This window comes from Aquiflexum sp. (assembly GCF_041751335.1).
GTDB lineage: Bacteria > Bacteroidota > Bacteroidia > Cytophagales > Cyclobacteriaceae > Aquiflexum.
Genome location: NZ_JBGSXS010000052.1, coordinates 1 through 25,466 on the forward strand (window position 1 = coordinate 1; position 25,466 = coordinate 25,466).

Annotated in this window: 22 protein-coding genes; 11 read left to right on the forward strand and 11 right to left on the reverse strand. The window is 38.9% G+C overall.

Translation table 11 applies throughout. From position 1 onward, the window contains the following. Positions 1-223: 223 nt before the first annotated feature. Positions 224-2,296: a cytochrome c biogenesis protein CcdA gene (locus tag ACEW8U_RS02885; RefSeq protein ID WP_373520528.1), complete on the forward strand. Its 2,073-nt coding sequence runs from the start codon at positions 224-226 to the stop codon at positions 2,294-2,296. Between the two features lie 186 nt (positions 2,297-2,482). On the opposite strand, the gene ACEW8U_RS02890 is transcribed toward ACEW8U_RS02885, so the two are convergent. The 3 genes from ACEW8U_RS02890 to ACEW8U_RS02900 form a co-directional block, all read right to left on the reverse strand. Further along, on the reverse strand, positions 2,483-3,418 hold the full coding sequence (locus tag ACEW8U_RS02890) for a mechanosensitive ion channel family protein (RefSeq protein WP_373520529.1): 936 nt from the start codon (positions 3,416-3,418) through the stop codon (positions 2,483-2,485). Positions 3,419-3,633: 215 nt separating this feature from the next. Continuing rightward, positions 3,634-4,698: a phosphotransferase enzyme family protein gene (locus ACEW8U_RS02895; RefSeq protein WP_373520530.1), complete on the reverse strand. Its 1,065-nt coding sequence runs from the start codon at positions 4,696-4,698 to the stop codon at positions 3,634-3,636. A gap of 64 nt (positions 4,699-4,762) precedes the next feature. Next, positions 4,763-5,701, reverse strand: a complete 939-nt coding sequence (locus ACEW8U_RS02900) for a UDP-glucuronic acid decarboxylase family protein (protein WP_373520531.1) — start codon at positions 5,699-5,701, stop codon at positions 4,763-4,765. Positions 5,702-6,157: 456 nt separating this feature from the next. On the opposite strand from ACEW8U_RS02900, the gene ACEW8U_RS02905 reads away from it, so the two are divergent. Next, complete coding sequence (locus tag ACEW8U_RS02905) at positions 6,158-7,933, forward strand: sodium:solute symporter family protein (protein ID WP_373520532.1); 1,776 nt, start codon at positions 6,158-6,160, stop codon at positions 7,931-7,933. A gap of 185 nt (positions 7,934-8,118) precedes the next feature. Here the strand turns inward: ACEW8U_RS02905 and gldD are convergent, their stop codons facing one another. Continuing rightward, positions 8,119-8,706 (reverse strand): gliding motility lipoprotein GldD, encoded by a 588-nt coding sequence (gldD, locus tag ACEW8U_RS02910; protein WP_373520533.1) that lies wholly within the window; start codon positions 8,704-8,706, stop codon positions 8,119-8,121. 85 nt (positions 8,707-8,791) lie between these two features. On the opposite strand from gldD, the gene ACEW8U_RS02915 reads away from it, so the two are divergent. Further along, on the forward strand, positions 8,792-9,322 hold the full coding sequence (locus tag ACEW8U_RS02915; RefSeq protein ID WP_373520534.1) for a DinB family protein: 531 nt from the start codon (positions 8,792-8,794) through the stop codon (positions 9,320-9,322). A gap of 153 nt (positions 9,323-9,475) precedes the next feature. Here the strand turns inward: ACEW8U_RS02915 and ACEW8U_RS02920 are convergent, their stop codons facing one another. Then, on the reverse strand, positions 9,476-10,078 hold the full coding sequence (locus ACEW8U_RS02920; RefSeq protein ID WP_373520535.1) for a nitroreductase: 603 nt from the start codon (positions 10,076-10,078) through the stop codon (positions 9,476-9,478). A gap of 257 nt (positions 10,079-10,335) precedes the next feature. Beyond that, a complete protein-coding gene (locus ACEW8U_RS02925) occupies positions 10,336-11,241 on the reverse strand; it encodes an NDP-sugar synthase (protein WP_373520536.1) in 906 nt (301 codons plus the stop codon). A 313-nt stretch (positions 11,242-11,554) separates the two neighbouring features. Here ACEW8U_RS02925 and ACEW8U_RS02930 point away from each other — a divergent pair, with 313 nt between their 5' ends. Further along, positions 11,555-11,893: a P-II family nitrogen regulator gene (locus ACEW8U_RS02930; protein WP_373520537.1), complete on the forward strand. Its 339-nt coding sequence runs from the start codon at positions 11,555-11,557 to the stop codon at positions 11,891-11,893. Positions 11,894-12,146: 253 nt separating this feature from the next. Next, positions 12,147-13,379 (forward strand): ammonium transporter, encoded by a 1,233-nt coding sequence (locus ACEW8U_RS02935; RefSeq protein ID WP_373520538.1) that lies wholly within the window; start codon positions 12,147-12,149, stop codon positions 13,377-13,379. A 105-nt stretch (positions 13,380-13,484) separates the two neighbouring features. On the opposite strand, the gene nadC is transcribed toward ACEW8U_RS02935, so the two are convergent. Both nadC and ACEW8U_RS02945 read right to left on the reverse strand, forming a co-directional pair. Next, positions 13,485-14,345, reverse strand: coding sequence for a carboxylating nicotinate-nucleotide diphosphorylase (nadC, locus tag ACEW8U_RS02940; RefSeq protein ID WP_373520539.1), 861 nt, complete (start codon positions 14,343-14,345; stop codon positions 13,485-13,487). Positions 14,346-14,378: 33 nt separating this feature from the next. Next, the gene (locus ACEW8U_RS02945) at positions 14,379-14,789 is read right to left on the reverse strand and encodes a DUF4783 domain-containing protein (protein ID WP_373520540.1); all 411 of its coding nucleotides are present in this window, start codon (positions 14,787-14,789) and stop codon (positions 14,379-14,381) included. Positions 14,790-15,001: 212 nt separating this feature from the next. On the opposite strand from ACEW8U_RS02945, the gene gpmI reads away from it, so the two are divergent. Further along, on the forward strand, positions 15,002-16,522 hold the full coding sequence (gene gpmI, locus ACEW8U_RS02950; protein WP_373520541.1) for a 2,3-bisphosphoglycerate-independent phosphoglycerate mutase: 1,521 nt from the start codon (positions 15,002-15,004) through the stop codon (positions 16,520-16,522). An 88-nt stretch (positions 16,523-16,610) separates the two neighbouring features. Next, positions 16,611-17,168, forward strand: a complete 558-nt coding sequence (locus ACEW8U_RS02955; RefSeq protein ID WP_373520542.1) for a hypothetical protein — start codon at positions 16,611-16,613, stop codon at positions 17,166-17,168. A gap of 119 nt (positions 17,169-17,287) precedes the next feature. On the opposite strand, the gene ACEW8U_RS02960 is transcribed toward ACEW8U_RS02955, so the two are convergent. The 3 genes from ACEW8U_RS02960 to ACEW8U_RS02970 form a co-directional block, all read right to left on the reverse strand. Then, the gene (locus ACEW8U_RS02960) at positions 17,288-18,790 is read right to left on the reverse strand and encodes a sodium:proton antiporter (protein ID WP_373520543.1); all 1,503 of its coding nucleotides are present in this window, start codon (positions 18,788-18,790) and stop codon (positions 17,288-17,290) included. Between the two features lie 193 nt (positions 18,791-18,983). After that, entirely contained in the window at positions 18,984-20,210 is a 1,227-nt protein-coding gene (locus ACEW8U_RS02965; protein ID WP_373520544.1) for a Glu/Leu/Phe/Val dehydrogenase dimerization domain-containing protein, read from the reverse strand. Between the two features lie 66 nt (positions 20,211-20,276). Then, positions 20,277-21,353, reverse strand: a complete 1,077-nt coding sequence (locus ACEW8U_RS02970) for an anhydro-N-acetylmuramic acid kinase (protein WP_373520545.1) — start codon at positions 21,351-21,353, stop codon at positions 20,277-20,279. Between the two features lie 117 nt (positions 21,354-21,470). Between ACEW8U_RS02970 and ACEW8U_RS02975 the strand changes: the two genes are divergently transcribed. The 4 genes from ACEW8U_RS02975 to lptC all read left to right on the forward strand — a co-directional run bounded on the left by ACEW8U_RS02975 (position 21,471) and on the right by lptC (position 25,420). Next, complete coding sequence (locus ACEW8U_RS02975; protein WP_373520546.1) at positions 21,471-22,196, forward strand: type III pantothenate kinase; 726 nt, start codon at positions 21,471-21,473, stop codon at positions 22,194-22,196. Next, complete coding sequence (locus ACEW8U_RS02980; RefSeq protein WP_373520547.1) at positions 22,180-23,463, forward strand: hypothetical protein; 1,284 nt, start codon at positions 22,180-22,182, stop codon at positions 23,461-23,463. Before ACEW8U_RS02975 ends, ACEW8U_RS02980 begins: the two co-directional genes overlap by 17 nt. A gap of 12 nt (positions 23,464-23,475) precedes the next feature. Continuing rightward, complete coding sequence (locus ACEW8U_RS02985) at positions 23,476-24,780, forward strand: tetratricopeptide repeat protein (RefSeq protein WP_373520548.1); 1,305 nt, start codon at positions 23,476-23,478, stop codon at positions 24,778-24,780. Between the two features lie 100 nt (positions 24,781-24,880). Next, positions 24,881-25,420: an LPS export ABC transporter periplasmic protein LptC gene (lptC, locus tag ACEW8U_RS02990; protein ID WP_373520570.1), complete on the forward strand. Its 540-nt coding sequence runs from the start codon at positions 24,881-24,883 to the stop codon at positions 25,418-25,420. The last annotated feature ends 46 nt before the right edge of the window (positions 25,421-25,466 follow it).

The window sequence follows — 25,466 nt, forward strand, 5'->3', positions numbered from 1 at the left end:
GACGCCCTACATTCCCCAAATGAGCATTACGGCGTCAAAAATTACCTCATTGGAATTGAAACCATCACCCTCTTCTTCAAACATTTTAAATCAGAAGCTTTCAAATAAGTTTAAATTCTGGGAGGGGCACCAAGATTCCTTGGTGCCCCTCCCAGAATTTAATCCATGAACTATTTCCACCAAAATCTCATTTACCAATCAGTTGCGCTTATATCACACCGAAATGGCAAAATATCTTAGACAATCACTGATTCTTTTCTTTTTATTACTCTTCAGTACCGCTGGCTTTACCCAGATCATTTCACCCCCAAAATGGAATATACAAATTGAGGAGAAGGATATTAAGGTCGGTGATGAGGTTAAACTGGTATTCAAAGCCCAAATCCCAAAAGATTGGTACATCTATTCCAATGACTTTGATCCCGACTTGGGACCAATGTTAACGGAATTGACGCTCAAAAAATCCGAAGGAATCGAATTAGCTGGCAGCTTGAAAGCCATCAATCCACGAAAAAAATATGATGAGATCTGGGAGGGAGACGTTACTTACTTTATCGGGAATGGCACTTTTGAACAGCAAATAAAAATAACTGCTGAAAACATCAACATCATTGGATCTATTGATTATCAAATGTGTACTGATGTTACTGGACAATGCATCCCTTTTGAAGAAGATTTCACATTAAAAGTCTCCGCCAAACCTTCTGGAACAACCCCCACTTCCCAGGTGACTGAAATTGAGAACGACGATGAACAAGCAACTCAAAAAGTCACCGAACAAGATGCAGTTGAGGTGTCGGAAGCGGCCCCTGCTTTAGAATTGGAAGAAAGAACATATATTGACATCAATGAAAATGAGAGTGAGGGAGGACTATTGGGGTTTATGTTTATTGCATTTTTGGCCGGATTGGCAGCATTGCTGACACCCTGTGTTTTCCCCATGATTCCGATGACGGTGACTTTCTTTACAGGTAGGTCAAAATCCCGGATTTCAGGAATCCGGAATGCTTCAATATATGGACTGTCCATTATAGCCATTTATACCATTGCAGGTACAGCAGTAGCGGCGATTCAAGGGCCAGAATTTGCCAATTGGCTTTCTACCCATTGGGCGCCTAACGTCTTTTTCTTTTTGGTTTTTATTTTCTTTGCTTTTGCATTCCTTGGCATGTTCGAACTGACCCTGCCGAGTGGCTTTGTAAATAAGATAGATGCAAAAGCAGATAAAGGGGGCTTGACCGGGATTTTCTTTATGGCCTTCACCTTGGTATTGGTTTCCTTTTCATGTACAGGGCCAATAGTTGGATCCATTTTAATCAAGGCTGCGGGCGGTGACTTTATCACGCCGATTGCCGGGATGTTTGCCTTTTCATTGGCATTTGCCATTCCTTTTACTTTGTTTGCCATATTCCCTGAATGGCTGAATTCCCTGCCAAAATCAGGTGGTTGGCTGAATTCCGTCAAAGTAGTTTTAGGTTTTCTGGAATTGGCTTTGGCTTTCAAATTCCTCTCTGTTGCAGATCAGGTTTACCATTGGGGATTGTTGGACAGGGATATCTACATCGCGATATGGATTGTAATATTCTTCTTGTTGGGACTTTACTTGCTTGGCAAGATCCGAACCAAGCATGACACTCCAATGGATTACATCAGTGTCCCAAGATTGATGTTGGCCATTTCCACTTTTGTGTTTGTAGTATATCTGATTCCCGGGCTTTGGGGAGCGCCTTTAAAAGCTTTGAGTGGCTATTTACCACCAATGGCAACGCATGATTTTAATGTGATGGAAAGTAGGGGAATGGCGTCCAATGACAGTAAATTGGATGATATTCCAAAGTATGCCGACCTCCTACATTTCCCACATGGCATTCAGGGATACTTCGATTATGATCAGGCATTGGCAGCGGCCAAAAGATCGGGGAAACCGCTTTTTATTGATTTCACAGGACATGGATGTGTCAACTGCCGTGAAATGGAAGCAAGAGTTTGGTCTGATCCACTTGTTTTGGATAGGTTGAAAAATGACTTTGTGATGGTCGCCCTTTATATCGACGAGCGATATGAATTGCCTGAGTCAGAATGGTTTGTTTCAGAATATGATGGCAAAGAGAAGAAAACCATTGGGAAACAAAACGCCGATTTTCAGATCACCAGATTCAACAACAATGCACAGCCTTATTATGTGATTTTGGACCATAATGAGGAATTGCTCATCAAACCGATATCCTACGACACTAATATCCAGAATTTTGTGAATTTTCTGGAGAAAGCCAAAAGCGAGTTTGGAAGAAGGTAACCTAATCTAATTTTTCATCTATCTACGCAATGATGCCAGTAGAAAGGTAATTCGATATAATTCTCGCTAGAAACTGAAGTGTCCGGTACATCGGACTTCGGACATCCGACTTCCTACCTGTCTGTATTAAAATATTGGGTTTCTGGCAAAGAAGCGGATAACTATTTATTTTTTTTAAAGGCTGAATTATCCCTCAAGTTTAGTTGGGTTGCTTATCCCATTTTCAAAAACCAATCTTGTTTTTGGGAGACTTTCAGGGTAATTTTTTTGAATAAATACAATCAATTTTTCTCTGATTTCTACTCTTAAGTCCCAAGCTGTGGGCGAGTTTTTGGCACTTACCAAAATCCTTATTTCCATGGTGGACTCTTTGGAATCGGTGACTTGAAGCACATTTACTTTTTTGTCCCAAAGTGGGGTATCATTCAATAAACGTGTGAGTTCTTCCCTTAAGGCTTGGATTGAAATGGTATAATCAGTGTATAAAAAAATTGAACCTATAATATCCGCAGAATTTCGGGTCCAGTTTTGGAATGGCTTTTCCAGAAAGTAGGTAGTGGGCAAAACCAACCTCCTTTTATCCCAAATCCTCACTACCACATAGGTCAGATTGATTTCCTCAATCCAGCCCCACTCATTTTCAACCAACACTGCATCTTCGATTCTGAAAGGTTGTGTAATTGCAATCTGTATCCCTGCCAATAAAGTCCCAACTGCCTTTTGGGCAGAAAATCCAATTATTATTCCAGCTACTCCAGCCGAGGCAAACAGACCTATCCCAACTTTTCTGATACTCTCAAAAGAAAGCAAAACCATCCCGACCCCAAATAAAACAACCACAAAAATGACAACTCTCGTTAAAATGTTAATCTGAGTATATACTTTTCGTGAAGCTAGATTATCTTCTTTTTCTATATCATATCTTTTTAAGTAGGTAGCTTTTAAGGTCTTAATTAATTGAATTAAAAACCATGTAAAACTGATTGTCACTAAAATAGAACTATGATTGTATAGTATTGAAAAAAACCCATGTGAAACATCGAAAAAGTAATCCAAAATTGGCTTCACAAGGATAAATATGATCGTAACTATGGCACTCAGAATAAGCTTGTAATGTTTCATCTTGATTTTTTTTAGGTCTTGGGAATAGATGGAAATCTTGGGCCTAATTGGAATTGGTCTTGGACCAAATGGAGATTTAAAGAATCTTACCAAAACTTATGCTAGTTCAAAAAACAGCAAAGTCTCAATTTTCATCTTTTAATATAACAATTGCACTTGAAGAATGAAAAATTACTCCTATTTACATTGAAAAATCAATTCGTTGAACGTGTGTATCACCTCCTTTTCCTCAATGCCATCAACAAATGCATGTGGTTTTTGGCACGGTGCAGATTTTGCGCTTCGTAGTGGATGGTGTAATAAATATTTCCATTGAGATAATCGGCCAAAAATCTGAACCCCATGATGCAAGTCATCATTTTTCCACCAAAGGATAAAGATTGGATTTCATCTTTAGTAAAAGTGCCATCTCCTATTTCTAATAATCCATTCAATAAAGCATCAAATTTATCTTGATCTACATCGATGTTATTCCAATTTGTTGAATTTTCCCCCTCCGTACAAGCCACAGTTCTAACCAAATCCCCAAAATCATAATAGACATAACCGGCCGTCAGGGTATCTAAATCTATGATGGCAATGACTTTATTTAGATTTTCAGAAAAAATAAGGTTGTTAATTTTGGTGTCATTATGAGTAAGTCTTAGAGGTAGCCTTTCTTTCCAAAACAGATATTCTTCGACCAAATCCTTTTGGGAAAGATAAAAATCCACCAATACTTGCAACTCACCCGTAACCTCTCTCTCGGTTTTGCTTAATGCCTCCAACAATTGATTGTACCGCAGCTCCAAATCATTGAAACCTGGAATAACCTCCTGAAATAAAGACGCGTCAATATGAATTCCAGCCTTAATAAAATGGGCAAATGCTTTTGCAGCCAAATAAGCCTGATGAGAATTATCTACCTCATTGATGCATTTTCCTGTTATAAAAGGAGACAATCTGAAATAATCTCCATCAATGACTGTAAAGAGCTCGCCATTTAAATTTGGTATCGGGAGTGGCAGTTCAAAGGGTAATTGATTGGCATTTATTTGATCCAAGAGGATGGCATGGTTATGGGAAATCCTTTCTGGATTTTTGAAAACCGAATTATTGAACTGCTGTAAAATATATTGACGAACTCCATCATCAATCAAAAAGGTCTTATGAATATGACCATCACCAAATTTTTGGATTTGCGCTCCAGGTAGTAGAAACCCATAAGCATCATTGAGTTGTGTCAAAAATGATGGGTTTTTCATATTTGAATTTGCATTGATTTCACTTTCAGTATACATAAATAGAGGATTGAAACCATATTGATTTCAACCCTCTATTTTCTTCAACTTCTTTATATAATAATTAGAGATCAAGTTCTTTTCTAAAATAAGCAATGGTTTTTGCCAATCCTTCATCTAACTTAATTTTCGGTTCCCAGCCCAATTCCTTTTTTGCCAAATCAATGACCGGTTTCCTTTGCATAGGATCATCTTGAGGTAAAGGGAAAAATTTTATTTTACTCTTGCTACCTGTTTGTAAAATGATTTTTTCTGCCAACTCAAGCATCGTGAACTCTCCTGGATTACCAATGTTGACCGGTCCTGTGAACCCATCTCTAGAATTCATTAATAAATGCATCCCATTGATAAGGTCATCTACATAGCAAAAGCTCCTGGTTTGCTTACCGTCACCAAACATGGTAATATCCTCTCCTTTCAGGGCCTGAACAATAAAATTACTGACAACCCTACCATCATTGGGATGCATCCTGGGACCATAGGTATTGAAAATCCTCATGACCTTAATATTGACCTTGTGTTGGCGGTGGTAATCAAAAAATAATGTTTCAGCACATCTTTTACCTTCGTCATAACAGGCACGAATACCTGTTGTACTCACCGAACCTTTGTAGGATTCAGGCTGTGGATGTATTTCGGGATCTCCGTAGACTTCCGATGTACTTGCCTGCAAAATTTTTATTTTCAATCGCTTTGCCAACCCCAACAAATTGATCGCCCCAATCACACTCGTTTTGGTAGTTTGAACAGGGTCAAATTGATAATGTACAGGACTTGCAGGGCAGGCCAAATTGTAAATCTCATCAACCTCCACAAATAATGGAAAGGTCACATCATGTCTTAGAAATTCAAAGTTTTTATTATCCAACAGATGGTGGATATTCACTTTCCTGCCTGTAAACAAATTGTCCACGCATAAGACCTCGTTTCCTTCATTTAACAAAAGTTCGCATAAATGAGAACCCAAAAATCCAGCTCCGCCGGTAACTAATATTCTTTTCATAAGTATTTTTTTGAAAAAAGATTTTACAATTATAATACCTTTTGACTCACGAAAATACTAAAATATTTTTCCTTCCAAATTTTTGGTTACAAGTATTGACTAAATATTAAAAGAATTCATTACCATTTGATTATTATTAATTATCAGGTTTCGATTACTCTTATTAAAAAACATATATGTACACAATGATGCCAGTAAAATGGTAATTCGATATAATTCTCGCGAGGAAGGTGAAATGTCCATTACTTCGGACATCGGACTTCCGACCCATTTGTAATAGATTATTGGGTTACTGACAAAGAAGTGGATAACAATTTTGCAAATTGCTTTATTTGTAACTTTGCAATTATTATTTCTTTTTTTACATTAGTGAAATTTATTAAAGAAGTTTATTATTCTAAATTAAAATTTTTAATAAACTTCAAACCAGTATAAGCCTAAAAAAACCCCTAGACTATGAACATTTCTTATATTGATTGGGCCATCATTGCAGCATTCTTTGTGATTTCGATGCTGATCGGGGTCTACACTTCAAGAAAAGCCGGAACCTCCGCCAAGGAGTTTTTCCTTTCAGGAAGGAATATGCCCTGGTGGTTATTGGGCGTTTCCATGGTTGCTACCACTTTTTCCGCAGACACACCCAATCTGGTGACTGATATTGTTCGAAAAAACGGAGTCTCTGGTAACTGGGTTTGGTGGGCTTTTTTGCTGACAGGGATGTTAACGGTGTTTGTCTATGCAAAGCTTTGGAGACGGTCAGAATTGACGACTGATTTGGAATTTTACGAATTAAGATATGGTGGGAAACCTGCTGCATTTTTAAGGGCATTCAGGGCTTTATACCTGGGAGTTTTCTTTAATGTTGTAATTATGGCAACTGTTTCACTTGCCGCAATCAAAATCGGCGGCATCATGTTGGGCTTAAGTCCCATAGAAACCTTGTTGATTGCCAGTGTGGTCACAGTGATTTACAGTTCTTTGGGTGGTCTGAAAGGAGTTTTGTTAACAGACTTTTTCCAGTTCTTTATTGCAATGGCCGGAGCTATCGGTGCGGCAATTTATATTTTGGATTTGCCGGAGATCGGTTCTTTGGATAAACTGTTGACCCATGAAAATGTGGTTGGAAAATTGGATTTTCTTCCTGACTTCAATGACTGGAACATGGTGATTCCGCTTTTAATCATGCCCCTTGCGATTCAATGGTGGGCTACCTGGTATCCCGGTGCTGAGCCTGGAGGAGGTGGATATATTGCACAAAGAATGCTTTCTGCCAAAGATGAAAAAAATGCCATAGGTGCTACTTTGTTTTTCAATATTGCCCATTATGGAATGAGACCTTGGCCTTGGATCATTATTGCACTCGCTTCATTGATTGTTTTCCCGAATATCTCAGATATGCAAGCCGCTTTCCCCCATATCCCGGTAGATAAACTAGGAGATGATTTAGCATATTCCGCCATGTTGACTTTCTTGCCAACTGGCTTGATCGGAATTGTACTTGCCTCCTTGATAGCCGCGGTAATGTCCACGCTATCCACACACCTAAACTGGGGATCTTCTTATGTTGTCAATGACTTCTATCTGCGCTTTTTGAAACCACAGGCGACTGACAAAGAATTGGTATTGGTCGGAAGAATCGCCACAGTTCTTTTGATGGTTTTAGCGGCATTTCTTGCATTGGCGCTCTCCAATGCTTTAGAGGCATTTAACATCCTCCTACAGATTGGGGCTGGTACAGGGATAATTTTTATCCTTAGGTGGTTTTGGTGGAGAATAAATGCCTATACAGAAATCTCAGCCATGGTCATTTCATTTGTTGTGGCTATTTTCTTTGAGAGTATTAACCCAAAATATCAATGGATCAGTATTCCTGAAAATCAGGAGTACCTTAAATTGCTATATGGTGTTGGAATTACAACTATTGGTTGGATTTTGGTAACAATTTTCACACAACCCGAAAAAGATAACATTCTGCTGTCCTTTTACCGAAAAGTTCGACCTGCAGCTTTTGGCTGGAAAAAACTCTTGGACAGATATCCTTCCGAAAAACAAGAGCAGGGTCAATTGCCCATGGAAATCGGATTGATGTTGGTTGGTTCGGTGATGGTCTATGCTACTTTATTTGCCGTAGGATTCTGGATTTATGGTAATGTAGTTTCAGCTTCTATCGCAACCGTCATCGCAATAGTCGGAGGAATAATTATCATTAAGAGCTGGAAAAAGATGCGATAATTGTATAGGTATTTTCACAATGAGTTGCAATTATTTCTACTATCATCCGATACAGGGTAAGTGGGTGATTTCAGGTTCAATATCAACTAATATCCAACCTGCCTGCGGTAGGCAGATATTAATAAATATCATAGGTGATTTTAAAATAAGGTATAATTCGATCACTGGCAAAAAGAGAATTTATCTTATTGGAAATTTAAGTTTTTAAACTCCAAAGTATTGATCAAATGGATCAGATCCACTTTGATATATTCAATTACAGGAGCCAAAGAATCATTTTTCATAGAGGTATTGAAATAGAGAGCACCCCTTAAAAAGTTACTGGTCGAATCAGTCACAAAAAACTGAAACTGTGTCGGAACCTCTCCGCTGAGTTCTGCTACTACACCGGTATATCCTTTTGGAGTAAGCAATACCGATTCTTCTATGCCATAAGCCTTGATCTGATGCTTTGCAGTAAGATTGATTGCGTCCTTCATCACCGTTTTAAGGTCCTTTCCTTTACTATCCAAAGGAAGATAAGTCAAGTGCACCTTACCTCCCAATTCATTATAATTCAGGTTTATCCAATTTTTCTCTGCCAAATTAAACGAATCAGGTTCTACCGAAGCGTTCTTGGAATATTCAAAAGTATAAGGCTTTTCTTCGTCAAGTAAAATAAAACCCCTTTCCGGCAGGTCGATTCTATTATATCCTTTTGGTTTAGGGAGAAAATCTCCTCCACATGATGATAGCAGGAAGAGAAAAAGCGGGCCCAAGAAAATTCTTTTCATACTTAACATGGTTTCAAAGTTATCAAATTGGTTTGATTTGAGCCTTGGATAATGGATATTTATAGAAACTTTAAAAACACTAATTATGAAAAATGTGAAAAAAAATTTCGCAATCGCTATGGGAATGATGGCATTTTTATTTGTTCAGACCATCTCCTATGCTCAAAACAACTTGACTGAATTTGTAGCCAAGTGGGAAAACGGGAAGCAGTTTACTCTTGAAGTAGTGGATAAAATGCCGGATGATTTACTGGCATACAAGCCGCATGAATCTGCAATGAGTTTTACTGACCAAATCGTCCACTTGTCAGCAGCAATGGCAGGAATGAGTCAAAGGTTCCTGAACGGCGATAAGCCTAGTTTTGATCTAAGTGCAAAGCCAACTTCTAAAGCTGAAATAAAAGCTTTTGTTGCCAATTGCTATGATTACGTGAAAGCCACCGCCTCAAAATTATCCGATGCCCAAATGGGAGAGTCAGTTGATGTCTTTGGCACCTCGGCAACAAGAAGACAAGCATTGGCCTTGATTGACGACCACACCACCCACCACAGAGGAGCTGCCATTTCCTACATCCGCTCAAATGGCATCGAACCACCAAGGTTTAGGGCTATGTGATTTGAGGGTAGATCTTAGATTTTGGAATGTAGATTTAAAAAGAAAGGCGGACAAATATCCGATTTGCCGCCTTTTTTTAAATCTAAAATCCACCTTCTAAAATCTTAAATTTTCACTTCATGACACCTTCCTCCCTCATCCCTCATCCTTCCTTCACCTCACCCATTCCACCTTCTCTCCGACAGGTCTCCTTTTGCCTACAGGCCATCTATCTGTTGCAGGTTTAGCTACATAGAAGAAGCCCATCAACATGTCCTCTTCTTCCAATCCAAACCAAGACTTGGCCTCAGGCCAGAATGTAGGTCCGCCGGTTCCCCAATATGCCGCGAGGCCGTGGGCTGATGCTGTTAGGTACATATTTTGAACAGCCATAGCCACAGAGGATATTTCTTCCATGACAGGAAGGTTGGCCTTCAGGTCACGCTTCATGATGATGGCAATAATGTGGGAAGCTTTGAGGGGGTTTTCTTTGAATTTCTGATAAGTAGCGTCTAAGAAATTGCCACTTTTTGTATTCCTTTCTTTATAAAGTTCAGCCTGAAAATCTGCGAATTTCTTGAGCCCCTCCCCAGTAAAAACTTTGAAATTCCAAGGTTCTGTCAATTTGTGTGTTGGCGCCCAATTGGCATTTTCCAACATTTCAGTAATGATGACATCTTCAACGGGATCATTTTCTTTGAACTGAGCTACGAACATGGATCTACGCCCACGGATGATTTTATTTACTTCTTCGATATTGAAATCAGGTTTTTCCATATAGTTAGTTTTGATTGAAACTGTCAGATTAAAAATGCTAAATCCGGGTAAATGGTTTCCTTTTTTCAGTAGGCAGTGTTCAGTTGGCAGTTTGCGTTAGTGATCCGTGTTCAGTTTCGGTTTAAAGTGTACATTTAAGTGTTTGGTTCAGTTTGCTACGGCAAACTGCCCGCCGAACTGCCTACTGAAAAAATCCACTGCCTACTGCCCCCACTGCGACTGCCACTGAAATCTTCCTACTTTCTACCGAGACTGACTCACCCCCAAAGATTCTCCGGATATTCCCCCGATTCATGCATTTTTTTCAAAGAATTGATCACTATCGGTTTATCCTCTGTATAGGTGACTCCAAACCATGTTTTTCCACCTTCCAATATTTCAAAAGCAGCCTTTCCTGCCTGAATTAAATTGTTGGCAACTGTGGGGATATAAAACTCGGATTTAAGGTTTTCTTGATTTGCAGGGAGGAACTGATTCCACATTTCTTCTATGTCTGAAAAAACAGCCTGATGAAATCCCCAGAAATTCATCGAGACGGGAGTTCCTTCTTTGATCTCGATCAATTCACTATCCCCTTTGGCAAGAATTTTTTCGCCTTCTTTGGCAATAGCGGTTCTTTCTACCATACCTACCAGTTGATTGGCGTCATTCATACCGCAAACTCCTCGGCTGACAGTCCCGTGTTCTGACAACACATTTTGGATGGCATATCCTACCATGGCATGTAGATTGGGCTGTACGCCGTTGGTCAGGAATTTACCGACCACTTCAAAAGCCTCTTTGCCATAAAAATCATCCGCATTGATGACAGCAAAAGGTTCAGCAATGGCGTCCTTGGCGCATAGTACGGCGTGGGCTGTTCCGTAAGGTTTTACCCTATCCGGATGTTGGTATTGATCGGGCACAAAACTGTTTAGGGTCTGAAGTACAAAGTCAATTTCAATCTTTCCTTTCAGTTTGGGCATCAATAGGTCTTTGGTCATTTCAAGAATTTCTTCTCTTACGATTAGCACGACTTTTCCGAAACCGGCCCTGATGGCATCATATATCGAATATTCCAGGATGGTTTCTCCACTTGGGCCAAAGCCATCGATCTGTTTATTTCCACCATATCTGCTGCCCATTCCTGCAGCAAGGACCAAAAGTGTTGGTTTTATTTCCATAGAGTCATTTTTTATTGAGTTTTCAAAATTACTGGTTTCAGAATGGATACAAAGGAAGAACAAATATTATTTCAAGAGTTATGATTATATTTAAAAAAAAGTTAAATTTTTTAAAATTGGGTTTTTTAGCATGTATTTACCAGTCATTTTGTATTAAATTAGTTAAAATAGGTTCAAAAAAACGTCTATAAATTAAAAATAATGTAAAATTTCATGAAATCAAGGTTAATTATAATACCGAAATACTTTTTTATTACTTTTTCTTTTACATTAGCACTGCTTTTCTAATAAATCGCCACTTAAATTGAAGAAAATGAAAAAAATCGAAGCAATCATTAGAACATCCAAATTTGAAGAGATCTATACCTGTGTTGCAGGCTTGGGTGTGAAGTTTCTCACCTTTTACGAGGTCAAGGGCATGGGAATGGAACACGCCAGGCAACAGACCTATAGAGGTGTTGCCTATGAGCCAACCTATATTCCAAGAACCAAACTTGAAATAGTGACAGTGGAAGAATTGGTTGGGCCCGTGGTAGACTGTATTCTCAAAATGGGTAAAACCGGCGAGGTTGGAGATGGGAAAATCTTTATTTACGAAGCGTTGGATGCCTTCAGGATTAGAAACAGCGACACTGGTGAGGAAGCTTTATAGAACCAAGATGCGAGATGTGAGATGTGAGACACAAAACATAAGACATAAGTCTCAAGACATAAGGTATTAGAAACAAAGCCTGCCCCGAATATCAAAGCATCAAGAATCAAAACCTGTGCCGAGTATCGGGAAATTAAGATGTGAGAAAGGGAAAAAAAGATAAAAGTTTAGAGAAAAAAATAGAGTAAAATCTGACCTCAAACTCGGTTTCAAAAGTCAAAATATCATTACATAATACTAACCTATCAAACCTATGAATCAAGAAATCTTTACAATCAATAACTTATGGATGATGGTGGCCACAATTTTGGTCTTTATCATGCATTTGGGCTTTGCATGTCTGGAAGCAGGACTTACCCGAGCCAAAAATACAGTTAACATTTTATTTAAAAATACGATCATCCCGGCCATTGGGCTGTTGACCTATGCCTTTATCGGATTCAATCTGATGTATCCGGGAGATGATTTTGCAGGTGGTTTTATTGGATTGGCAGGCATTGGAATTAATTTACCTGTAGGCTGGGACACTTTTGCCTATAATGAAGGCTATACCTTTTTCACTGATTTTATTTTTCAGGCCATGTTTGCGGCTACGGCTGCGACTATCGTTTCCGGGGCAGTAGCTGAGAGAGTTAAACTGGGACCTTTCATATTTTTCTCTATACTTTATGTAGGTATCTGCTATCCCATCGTAGGTATGTGGAAGTGGGGAGGAGGGTTTCTGAATTCCATGGATATCCCTTTTTATGATTTTGCGGGATCTACCATTGTCCATTCAGTCGGAGGATGGGGAGCACTTGTAGGAGCATTCCTATTGGGGCCAAGATTGGGAAAATATACCGAATCAGGTATGAAAGCTATTCCGGGACATAATATCCCAATGGCAACCATTGGAGTGTTTTTACTTTGGTTTGGTTGGTTTGGATTTAATGGAGGTTCAGTATTGACCGCGGATCCGGGAAGTGTTTCTAGAGTTTTCGTCACTACTGCCATTGCCGGTGCTGCCGGTGCTTTTGGCGCCTTGATCGCTTCCTATCTCAAATTTAAGACTTATGACATCACCATGGTTCTAAATGGGATTCTTGCAGGATTAGTAGGAATTACAGCAGGCGCAGACCTGATGGGAGTAGGAGAGGCTGCCATTATCGGGTTTATTGGGGGTACTTTGGTGGTTTTTGCTGTTGTTTTTTTTGACAAGATCAAAATTGATGACCCAGTAGGAGCCATTTCTGTCCACCTGATAGGAGGTATTTGGGGAACTTTGGCAGTAGGTTTATTTGGAAACCTCGCCGGATTCCAACAAGTGTTATCTCAATTGATAGGTATTGGTGTGGTAGGAGCCTTCTGTTTTGCAACCAGTTGGCTGATTTTCTTCTCCATGAAAAGAACCATTGGTATACGTGTAGATGAAAGAGAGGAACTCGAAGGTCTCGATATCAACGAACACAGTATGCAAGCTTATCCTGATTTTGCTTCTAAAAACTAAAATAAAATATCCAAAGGACCTGTGGAAATTTTTTCCACAGGTCCCTTTGGATATTTTAATTGTTAAATAGTGGACATCCATAAAAAGCACTAAAGAAACAATCAATTAATAAGCTTTTAGACTGATATCCATACTTTTTACCTGATGGGTGAGGGCGCCAACAGAAATAAAATCCACCCCGCACTCTGCTACATCTTTCAAAGTTTCTTCTGTAATACCTCCGGAAGCTTCTAATGGATACCTGCCATTTACCAAGCCAACAGCTTCTCTCATGGTAGGATAATCCATATTGTCCAACATGATATAATCGATTCCTCCTATCTCTATGACTTCTTTGACTTCATCAAGATTCCTAGTTTCTACCTCAATCTTCAAATCAAGGTTATTGGAAGCAAGGTAATTTTTGGTGGATAAGATGGCGTTTGGAATTCCACCGGCAAAATCAATATGGTTATCTTTCAGCATAACCATGTCATACAGCGCAAAACGGTGATTGATTCCCCCTCCCAGGACAACAGCCCATTTTTCCATCAGCCTGAAATTCGGAGTTGTTTTACGGGTATCCATCAATTTTGCTTTGGTGTGTGCAATTAATTGGTTGAGTTGTGAGGTCTTTGTGGCAATGCCACTCATCCGTTGCATACAATTGAGCACTAGTCTTTCAGTCGTCAATATCGAAGCGGCAGATCCACTGACCCTTAGGCCGATTTGACCTGCTGATACTTTATCCCCATCATTTAAAAGTAATTCAACTTGTAGGGTTGGATCATATTGTTTAAAAATCAATTCAGCCAATTGCAGACCTGCGATGACACCGTTTTCTTTTATAATCAACTGTGCCTGACCTTGTTTTCCTTTAGGGATGGCTCCCAAAGAAGAATGATCACCAGAACCGACGTCCTCTATCAGGGCCGATTGAATAAAACCGTAAATTTTTTCTGGATTTAAAGAGGCTATGTTTTCCACAAAGCAAAATTAAAAAATAAAGTGAGGGGGAATTTAAATTCTTATTTTAATAATTTCCAAACTGTATATTTTTATCAATTCGCCTTTGTCTGTCCCTTTGATCAATATTCTGAACTGATCCGCATCTGTGGTATAAGAACCCACAAAAAACATAGTTGGCCCAGGACTGCCCCCTTTATGTAGAATTTTGAAATCGCTTGGCGGATATTTTATGAAGAAATCTTTTAAAATGAATTCTGCCTGATTTTTGGAAAAATCACCCTGACTACCGTTGATATTCAAATTGATCGCCTGATCAAAATACTTTGCCAGATCTTTGCTTGAGCCTGTTTTAAAGTAAATGGAAACGTCAGTGAGATTGAATAAGCTTGGGATAGAATCAGCTGCATTCGAATGCATAAAGAACATCAAGCTAAGAGTCAGAAGGGCAATTATTTTTTTCATCAACTAAAAGGCTTCAAAAATTAAGCCAAATCAAGAACCCTAATTATTTTTCTTAAAAAATAATAGTTGTCCTCTAATTTTTGTTATTCATAGCCTGATATTCCTAATTAAAATAAATTTATCTAGCTGGAATTTTGTGCCCTTAGCAAAGAATAGTCATTTTTACGGTTCAATAGGGAATTTTACTGATTTTTATAAATATTTATTTCAACATGAATAAGAAAGTAATCTTAATGATATTGGATGGGTGGGGTATTGCTACCAATCCGGAAGTTTCTGCTATCGATAAAGCTAAAACACCTTTTGTAGATAGTCTGTATAATAAATACCCTCATTCAAAATTAGAAGCTTCAGGACTTGCGGTTGGTCTACCCGAAGGTCAGATGGGCAATTCAGAAGTTGGGCATATGAATATAGGAGCAGGGAGAGTGGTATATCAGGATCTTGTCAAAATTAATAAAGCGGCAAAGGAAGGAGATTTAAATTATCATCCAGTTCTTGAAGAGGCCTTTGCCTATGCAAAAGCGGAAAACAAAAAAGTCCATTTCATAGGTTTGGTATCTGATGGTGGAGTCCATGCACATATTGACCATTTGAAAGGACTTTGTAATGCGGCCAAATTTCAAGGACTTACCCAAGTATTTATTCATGCTTTTACTGATGGCAGGGATACAGACCCTAAAAGTGGGATTCACTACCTGTCAGAACTCACAGAACACTTTCAGCATTCCGTTGGAAAGATCGCTACCGTCGTTGGAAGGTACTATGCAATGGACAGGGATAAAAGATGGGAAAGGGTGAAATTGGCCTATGATGCCTTGGTTCATGGAGAAGGAGAAAAATCAAAAGATATTATAGCTTCCATAGTTAAATCCTACAGTAATGGTGTGACAGATGAATTTATCAGACCAATCATACAGGTAGATGATAAAGGAAAGCCATTGGCTAAAATCGAAAATGGTGATGTGGTTGTTTGCTTCAATTTCAGAACAGATAGAGGAAGAGAAATCACACAGGTCTTGACCCAGACTGATTTTGAGGATTTCAACATGAAAAAGCTGAGTTTGAATTATATTACCTTCAGTAATTATGACGAAACTTTTAGAAGTATCAAGGTGCTTTTTGAAAAGGACAACTTGAACAATACATTGGGAGAGGTACTTGCACGGAATGGAAAGAAACAGATCAGAATTGCAGAAACCGAGAAATACCCCCATGTTACATTCTTTTTTTCCGGTGGAAGGGAAAAAGAATTTGAAGGGGAAAGCAGGATTTTATGTCCTTCACCCAAAGTGGCCACATACGACCTCAAGCCGGAAATGAGCGCCTTTGAAATTGCTGACAAAATCAAGACAGAAATCCGGAAAAAAGAAGTTGACTTCGTTTGCCTTAATTTTGCCAATCCGGACATGGTCGGTCATACAGGTGTATTTGAAGCAGCAGTAAAAGCTTGTGAGACTGTAGACCAATGTGCAAAACAAGTGATCGAACAAGCATTGCAAAGTGGATATACTACTATAGTAATCGCTGATCACGGTAATAGTGACATGATGATCAATGCAGATGGTAGTCCAAATACAGCCCATACTACTAATCTTGTCCCCTGTATCATAGTGGATGATAAAGATAAATTTGAAATCAAGGATGGCAAGTTAGGTGATCTTGCACCGACTATTCTTACGATTATGGGAGTTCCTATTCCTTCCGAAATGACAGGGGATATTTTATTCTAATATCTATTACATTTGTTGACAAGGAATTCAATCCATTCTGGAATTGGATTCCTTGTTATTTACAGCCAACTCAAAAATTATTGTAATTATGAAATACTATTTGCTGCTGATTTCCATAGGTTTTTTTATCAGTGGTTGTTCGGTTAGTGACAACAATCCAAATGATTTGGAACCCATATATTTTCCACTGAAAGATTATTTTGAAGTTCAAGCGCTTCAACTTGATGGGAAAGGTGTGTTAAAGGAAATTACTGTAAATGGAGAAAAAGAAAAGATCCAAAAATCCTTGGACACTGAAGGATGGTTAAAAGAATTTGAATTTTTTATTCAGGCAGACATCAATAGGTCCAGCTTGGCTGGTTCTTATGAAACCAAAAGAAGTGAAAAGGCCCTGATCCATGAGCTTAAACGAGGAGAGAAAGGTAAAATACAAAGAATTGTGGTCAATTATAACGGGAAAGAAGTAAAGGACATATCCTTTGTTTCCAAATCTGACAATCTCTTTTATTCCACTGAAACTAGGGGAATTATTTACAATCAGAGTTTGACCGGCGTACCTGACAATTATGTTGTTGAGACCATGCAGAAAGTTGTTTTCCTTAAACCCAATAAAATGATTATCACGGCATCTATCAATTATTATTGATGGATTGAAATACCAATCAAAAAGAAATCCCGAATAAAAATCTTTATTCGGGATTTCTTTTTGATAATGAATTCTTGTAAAAAATGTTTTTTGATAATCTGACCTGCAGCCATTTTATCTTAAACAAATGCAAAGAACACCAGCCAGGTAATGATCAATACCGGCAATAAAATTGGAATGGAAAACCTGATGACATAACCAAAAAAGGATGGCATTTTGATTCCACTTTGTTCAGCTATGGATTTTACCATGAAATTGGGTCCGTTTCCAATATAGGTCATTGCACCAAAGAATACTGCAGCTATTGAAATAGCCATCAATTCGAAAGCTGAATCATCATAATTGTTCAGGGCAAAATTTCTTACATTTTCGATATTGCTGATTTCAGCACCTTGAGAAGCCATAGCAGCGGCCAAGAAATTCAAGTATGTAGGTGCGTTGTCCAAAAATCCCGAAAGAATTCCTGTGCCCCAATATAAAGTGTTGTGAGTAATGATCGCGGCACCTTCGGGAGACTTGGCAAAATTGCCGACAAGTTCCAAGGCCGGCATCATGGTTCCGAAAATTCCAATGAATATGAATGCTACTTCCCTTATAGGTTCGAAGTTAAACTCATTTCCCTTGATGGCTTTTTGATCTGCAAATCTAAAGCTAAAGTAAGCAACAGATAGCATGATAATTTCCCTGATGAATGAAAACTTCTGTCCATCATAACGGATGGCGGGAACCCATTCAATCACGTTTGGATCGAGGAAAACTGAACCAATGATCACCATTAGCCATAAAAAGTTTCTGGATCCTATCAGTTGGAATTTATTGCTATAGGAAGTACCGTCGAGTTCTTCTTCAATAGCTTTACCGAATTTTTTGTCTATAAAATAAAAGATTGTTGCCAAAATAGCCAATGCCAAAAGCCAGGCGGGCCAGTTGTACTCTAATGTCCAGAAGAAAGGAACACCCTTTAAGAATCCAAGAAATAGTGGAGGGTCACCGATGGGAGTTAAGGAACCACCTATATTGCTTACCATAAAAATAAAGAAGATGATATGGTAAGGTTGGATATTCCCTTTGTTAAGGCGGATAAAAGGTCTGATCAGCAGCATCGAAGCACCAGTAGTACCTATCAGGTTCGATATCAGTGCGCCTACAATCAAGAGTGTGACATTTGCCATTGGCGTGGCTTTTTTGTCTACCTCTATCAAAATACCTCCTGATGCAATATAGAGAGAAGCCAACAGTGCAATAAATTGTACATATTCTGCCATTGCGTGAACAGGTCCATGTACGTTATGGAGTATAAACAAATAGTAGAAGACTACAAAAATAGCAAGCCCGACAGCAATTTTAGGGTAATTATGGTGCCAGAAATGTTCGTAGAACAAAGGACCTGTTGCAATCATCAACAAAAGCGTAACAAATGGGATAACCAGCCAGAGTGGAGCGATCTCATGGTGTTCATCGGAATCATCATGAATATGTGCTGCTACGCTTGTTATCGGATCACTTTCGCTTTCCTGATCTACTGCTTCTGTCTGGGGGTCTGTTTGGGCAAAGACTTGTGGGATACCTGAAAAATATAACATCCCAAAAATCAGCACCAAAACAGGAATAAAATTCTTCATTCAATTAAAATTAAGGGATTTTTCTTAATAATTATGGTTTCAGAAAACTTATGAATCAAATCAATTCAAATTATAAACTCAGATTTTACTTTTGCTAAACTACTATTTTTGAATGAAAAGCACTATATAAAAAATCACTCACAAGAGGAATTATTTTAATTTAATCCCTCTTGGTTGATGATTGGTAATATGGTTATACAAGTTGCTTTAAGGCTATTTCTAAAGAAGTTAAAGCTAGACCTGTTTTACCAGGGTTTTTTTCATAAGTCTTCTTTAATGCTTCCGAGATTGTTTTGCTGACATCAGTAAATATAGCCTCATCGGTCAGGACTACATCGTCAGACATGAGATAAGCAAAGACCCTTGCCATACCGCAGTTGGCAATAAAATCGGGGATTAAGGAGACTTTTTCATCTACCCACACGCCAATTGGACCAAAAAATATCTCTGTATCAGCAAATGGAACATTGGCACCACAACTGATGACCTCTAATCCGGATTTTACCATTCTCTCTGCCTGATTTTTATCAATCAACCTTGAAGCTGCGGCAGGGATAAAAATTTCACTTTCTAAGTCCCAGATGCGCCTGTTAATTTCCTCATGGGTAAGTAGGTTATCTGCAAACAGTTTATTTCCGTTTCTTTTTACAAACAAGTCCCTGATTTCATCTAAGGAAAAGCCTTCTTCATTGATCAATCCTCCTTCTCTGTCTATAATTCCAACAATTCTGACACCTTCTACTGCTAAAAAACAAGCTGCCGCGGCCCCTACATTGCCCCAGCCTTGGATAACTGCTCTTTTTTCATTGATATTCCCGCCCCAAATTTTATAATAGTGCCTCACTGCTTCTGCTACCCCAAAGCCTGTGATCATATCAGCAACTTTATATTTTCTGGGACTGTTGGGCGTATATAATGGGTCTTCCAGCACTTTGGAAACTCCTTGGCGCAACTGACCGATTTTTCTGATTTTTTCAGGCTCTGTAGCATGATAATGTCCGTTTACCACACCTTCCTGGGGGTGCCATAATCCATAGGATTCTGTAATTGGGATTACCTCGTTGATTTCGTCAATATTCAAGTCTCCACCAGTACCGTAATAGTTTTTGAGCAAAGGCATTACTACTCTGTACCAACGCTTAAGCACCTCATCCTTTCTAGGGTCACTTGGGTCAAAGTTGATTCCTGATTTAGCACCTCCTATTGATGGACCGGAAACAGTGAATTTTATTTCCATTGTTTTGGCCAGAGATTCCACTTCTCGTTTGTCAAGGCCTTTGCGCATCCTTGTTCCTCCGCCGGCAGCACCACCCCTAAGAGAGTTGATGACTACCCATCCTTCAGCCTCTGATTCACTGTCACTCCATTCAAAAACAATTTCAGGTTGTTTATTTTCAAATTTCTTGAGTAATTCTTTCATGTGGTATATTTGGGTTTATCAGGAAGCAAAAATAGAAATATTCTTGACTTTTATCTTGGTGACTGCCTATAGTCCATAAACTGTTCCCCCGCAATTGTCCCTAGAGGCCCCTGTCACAGAGGCCAAGCAATTGACCTCTCCTCTTATTCTCAACACTCCTAAAAACGCAAACAACAATGCCTCCTTAAAATTGATTAAAGTATTGTTGGGTGCTATGAATTCAAAGTTTTCAGTTAATTCTGTTTGAAGCATTTCCATAAAAAAAGCATTGTAAGCTCCACCTCCGGTGATTAGAATTGTCGGTTTTTTCCCCGGAATAGGTTGAAGTACTGCATTGATCTGCTCCACATAGTGGACTACCAAAGTATGGAGGATATTTTCGGGTTTAAATTCCCCGCTCAATTCAAGGATTTTAAGGTAATCCTCCAAATCTTCTCTGCCCAAAGATTTGGCTCCTTCTTTTTTATAAAAGGGAAGTTTGTTTAGCGCTTTTAATACTTTGGGAAGTATTTTACCTTTTCTGGCAAGTTTTCCATTTTTATCAAAAGTCTTTCCACAGATTTCGGCAAAATGATTGAGCAGCAGATTAAACGGACAAATGTCAAAGGCAATCCTCTTTCCATCAAAATCCATACTGATATTGGCAATACCACCCAGGTTGATACAATAATCATATTCTCCAAACAAATATTGGTCACCTATCGGTACTAACGGAGCGCCCTGTCCACCCAACTGTACATCAAGCATCCTGAAGTCATTGATGACAGGTAGTCCGCTGGATTGGTGAAGTGCCCAACCATTTCCGATTTGTAGGCTGAGTTTTTTGGAAGGCTGGTGAAACACGGTATGGCCGTGAGAGGCCACGGCCTGAGCTGAATGCGATTTTTTAGTAAGAAAGTATTTGACTTGATCTCCCGACCAGCTTCCAAACTCAACATCAAGTAAGGACAGCTTTTGGCCATTGAGTAAGTGGGATTTTTTGAGTTTTTTTCCCAATTTTTTTGGAAATGGCACTGTGTCTGCATCAATAATGGTGAAATTCCATCTGTCTTTTTTTTCAAATTCGCAAAAGACAATGTCCAAGCCATCGCCAGAGGTGCCAGACATCAAACCGATCACTTTATAAATCTCTTGGTCGCTCATGGGTTAAAATATGTTAAATGTATGTCTGTAAAGTTAATTTTAATTTAATCAAAAACAGCCGTAGGGTAAAATGAGTAAATTCGACTTAATCAATTACAATCATCCTCATTTCAGCATTTGAGAAATTTCGTCATAGATATAGGCAACACCAGGTTGAAGACCGCACTCTTTGAGGAAGGGAAAGTTATTTCTGAGGAGAGTTTTGGAGATTTTGGGACTTTTTTAGAAGCCTCCAAATCACTTCAATTTCAACATGCAATTATTAGTTCTGTGACATATACCAAGGAACAACTGGGAGAACTTCTTGGTTTTTCTTTTTTATTTTTGGACAAAAGCACAGGTTTGCCGATTACAAACAAATACGCTACTCCTGAAACATTGGGAGTAGATAGGAAGGCTGCTGTAATTGGTGCGCGTTCAATAATTGAAAATGGCCCTCTTTTGGCTGTGGACCTTGGAAGTTGTATTACCTACGACTTTCTGGATGAAAGTGACAATTATATGGGTGGTGCGATTTCTCCCGGGCTTCAGATGCGTTTTCGGGCTATGCATCAGCAAACAGCCAGGCTACCAATTGCTGAATTAGAAAGTAACAAAATCCCGGATTTTATAGGCAACACTACTGTCAGTTGTCTAAGGAGTGGGGTGTATTTCGGTATACTTAATGAGTTGAACGGATTTGTTCAGCAGTATCAAGAGCAATATCATGATTTGAAGGTCATTATTTGTGGAGGCGATTCAAAAATTTTTGAAAGCTTAACAAAAGACCACATATTTGTAATCCCTAATTTGATCCTGTATGGATTAGATAGAATATTAAGCTACAATGTCAATTACCAATAAGTTTAAATTATTTGGTGCAATGTGCACCTTTTTCATATACAGCAATGCTTATCCGCAATCCAGCGCTTCTACCTACAGTGCTTTGGGACTTGGAGAGTTCAATAATTCAGGATTTACCCAAAATCAAGGAATGGGAGGATTGGGTATCAGTTTTGGAACGGGTTGGGGAATCAACTATATGAATCCGGCTTTATCTACACGAAACACTATTTTCAACTTCCAGACTGCTTTCAGCTATGAAAGACTTGATGTCGCCTCAACAAATGAAAATCAGACTGTAGATGGCGGGGGTCTATCCTATGTAGGTGTATCACTTCCTATTAAATCCGGTAAATCATCCGTAGGATTGGGTGTCAATCAGGTGACGAGTGTAAATTATAGCATTGTAGTTAATGGGCAGGTCACCAATTCTGATCTGACTTCATTGAACAGGATAGATGGGGAGGGAGGAATCTCAGAAGCGTACATTTCAACAGGCTTTATAGTCGCCAAAAATCTTAGTCTTGGTATTCAAGGATCTTACCTTTTTGGATCTACCATTAGAACAAATCAACTCACCCTATTGAACGAAGAAAACAACCCAATAGGAGCCTCTACAGAATTTTATGAAAGATTAACAGTTAATGATGTGACATTCAAAGCAGGACTTCATTATTTTTTCAAAATGGGAAATAAGAGCAACCTTCATTTAGGTGCCATTTATCATGCCTATGGGGCGATTAATGGAAAAGAATTTGCTAAGGTTGCCGAATTTGGGCAAGCTAGCAGGCCCGATACAGAAGGAGATATCATCCGAAACAACGAGATAGGCAATGTTTTTATTCCTAAAAAGATAGGTTATGGGGTAACTTACGAAAAAATCAATAAATTTGTAATTGGACTGGAAGCTCAAATGCAGGAATTCAGCCAATATAGGTCATTTGGAGGAAACCTTGGTGAATTAGGAGATAGTTACAGAGTCGCATTTGGTGGTCAAATTACTCCTGATTATGCTGCAGTTGACAACCTATTGAAAAGATCTACTTACAGGATTGGGGTTCAATATGAACAGACACCCTACATTGTGAACCAAACCCAGATCACGGATCTTGGCATCAATTTTGGAGGATCTGTTCCGATCAATAATCTCTCTCTAATGAACTTCGCTGTAAAGGTCGGTTCAAGGGGAACAATTGAAAACGGATTGATCAGAGAAAATTACTTAAGTTTTAGTCTTGGTTTTTCTCTCAATGATAATACATGGTTCTATAAACGAGTTTACGAATAAATCAAACAGAATATGAAAGTAAAATACGCACTTGTAGGGTTATTCACATTGGCCCTTGTAGGATTGGCTCAGGCCCAGGAAGGTTGGAACTGGCCTTCTGATGAGGCTTTGGAAGCCAAAGCCAGAGAATACAATGCAGCCTATGTAGATTACATGAAATCAGAACAATTCGTGGAAGCTACCAAGCCTTTGTATTGGTTGTATGCCAATACTCCTAAACTTAATGAATCCATTTATATCAATGGAATAATTGTTTATAATGGTGCTGCTGGAAAGGCTTCTGATGAGGCAAAGAAAAAAGTGTATCAGGATTCGGTCGTTGCCATATTTGATATGAGAAAGGCCAATTTTGACAATGAAGAAAAGTGGATTGAAAACAAAGCTTACTATAGCTACAATTTCTATAAAGCGAACAAAGATAAGGTAGGGGATGCTTTGGCTACTTTCGATCGGGTGGTAGAGATAAACGGTAATTTCAATACCATTAATCTCGTGGCTGCATATTTTGACTTGATTTACAGGCATAGTGCATACAACAAGGCATTTACTAAGGAACAATTGTTGGAGAAGTATGAAAAGCTGAATGCTTTGCTAGTTGAAGCTGAGGCTGAGGGTAAAGATGTTTCTGCTCCAAAGCAGACATTGGAGCAGTTGGTAGTAGCAATGGAATTGATCGATTGTGAATTTATAGAAAACACGATGAGTCCAAAGTTAGCTGCTGATCCTACCAATATGGTTCTTGCCCAGCAGATATTTAAATACTCCATCCAATATAAGTGTACTTCTTCCCCAACATTCCTTACTGTCTTGGAAATTATTGATTCTGATAGTCCGACATTCTCGACTTCTCAAGTGAGGGCAATGAGATACATGCAGAATAAAGAATATGAAAAAGCCCAGCCTGTATTGGAAAAAGCTTTGACTTTGGCAGAAAACAATGTTCAAAAAGCTGAGGTACATTTTGACCTAGCCAAAATCCATGGCATAGCGGGTAGAAAATCCGCTGCTAGAAATTCTGCCCAAGAGGCCGCTAAATTGGATCCTGAAAAAGCAAAAGATGCTTGGACCTTGATCGCACAATTGTATATGCAGTCTTATAATGATTGTAGAAAAGGAGTTAGCAGGGTGGATGATCAAGCAGTCTATATCGCAGCCTATAATGCTTACCAAAGAGCTGGCGACAGTAAAGGTATGTCTGAGGCCCGTGCCAGATTCCCTTCAAAAGAGGAATTGTTTACCGAAAGTAGACAGCCTGGTGAGTCTTTCTCAATTCCTTGTTGGATTGGAGAGACAGTTACATTGGCTACAAGAGATTAACCTCATAATAATGAAATAGATAAGGCAGTCTTTATGGCTGCCTTTTTTTATGTGTCTTTAGGATTGGTTTTCTTTTGATATCTTTGCCATCATGAAATGGATGCCCCGGCTTTTGTTGATAATAGCCATATTGCCACTGATTTTGGCTTCTTGTGGAGAAGAGGTGGATACTAGTATGTTGGAAGTTTACCTAGGCCCAACTAGTATCGCCTATGACGTTGAATTGTTTCACAGTGATTCTGCCATCATCAGAACCCACCTCCAAGCCAAAAAGCAAATGGAATTTGAAGATGGAAACCTGGAATTTCCTGAAGGAATAGAAATCACTTTCTTTGATAAAGAAGGAAATATCAGCACCACCATGCGGGCTGATAAGGGATTTTATGAGAGAGGAAAAAACCTTTATCGAGGAGAAGGTGATGTCAAAGTTGACAACCTAGAAAAAGAGCAAAAACTTTCTTCTGAGGAGTTGTTCTGGGATCCTGGCTCCAAAAAAATCTACACAGATAAATTTGTAACCATTCAGGAAAAGGAAACCCTTTTCAACGGAACAGGTATGGAAGCGGATGAAGGGTTCAATGAATACAAATTATTTAAAGTGATCAATAGCCGTACTTTACTTCCCGGAGAAGGGATGTAAGATATAACTATAAATCGCAGATATTCAGTTGATATTGGATGGATAT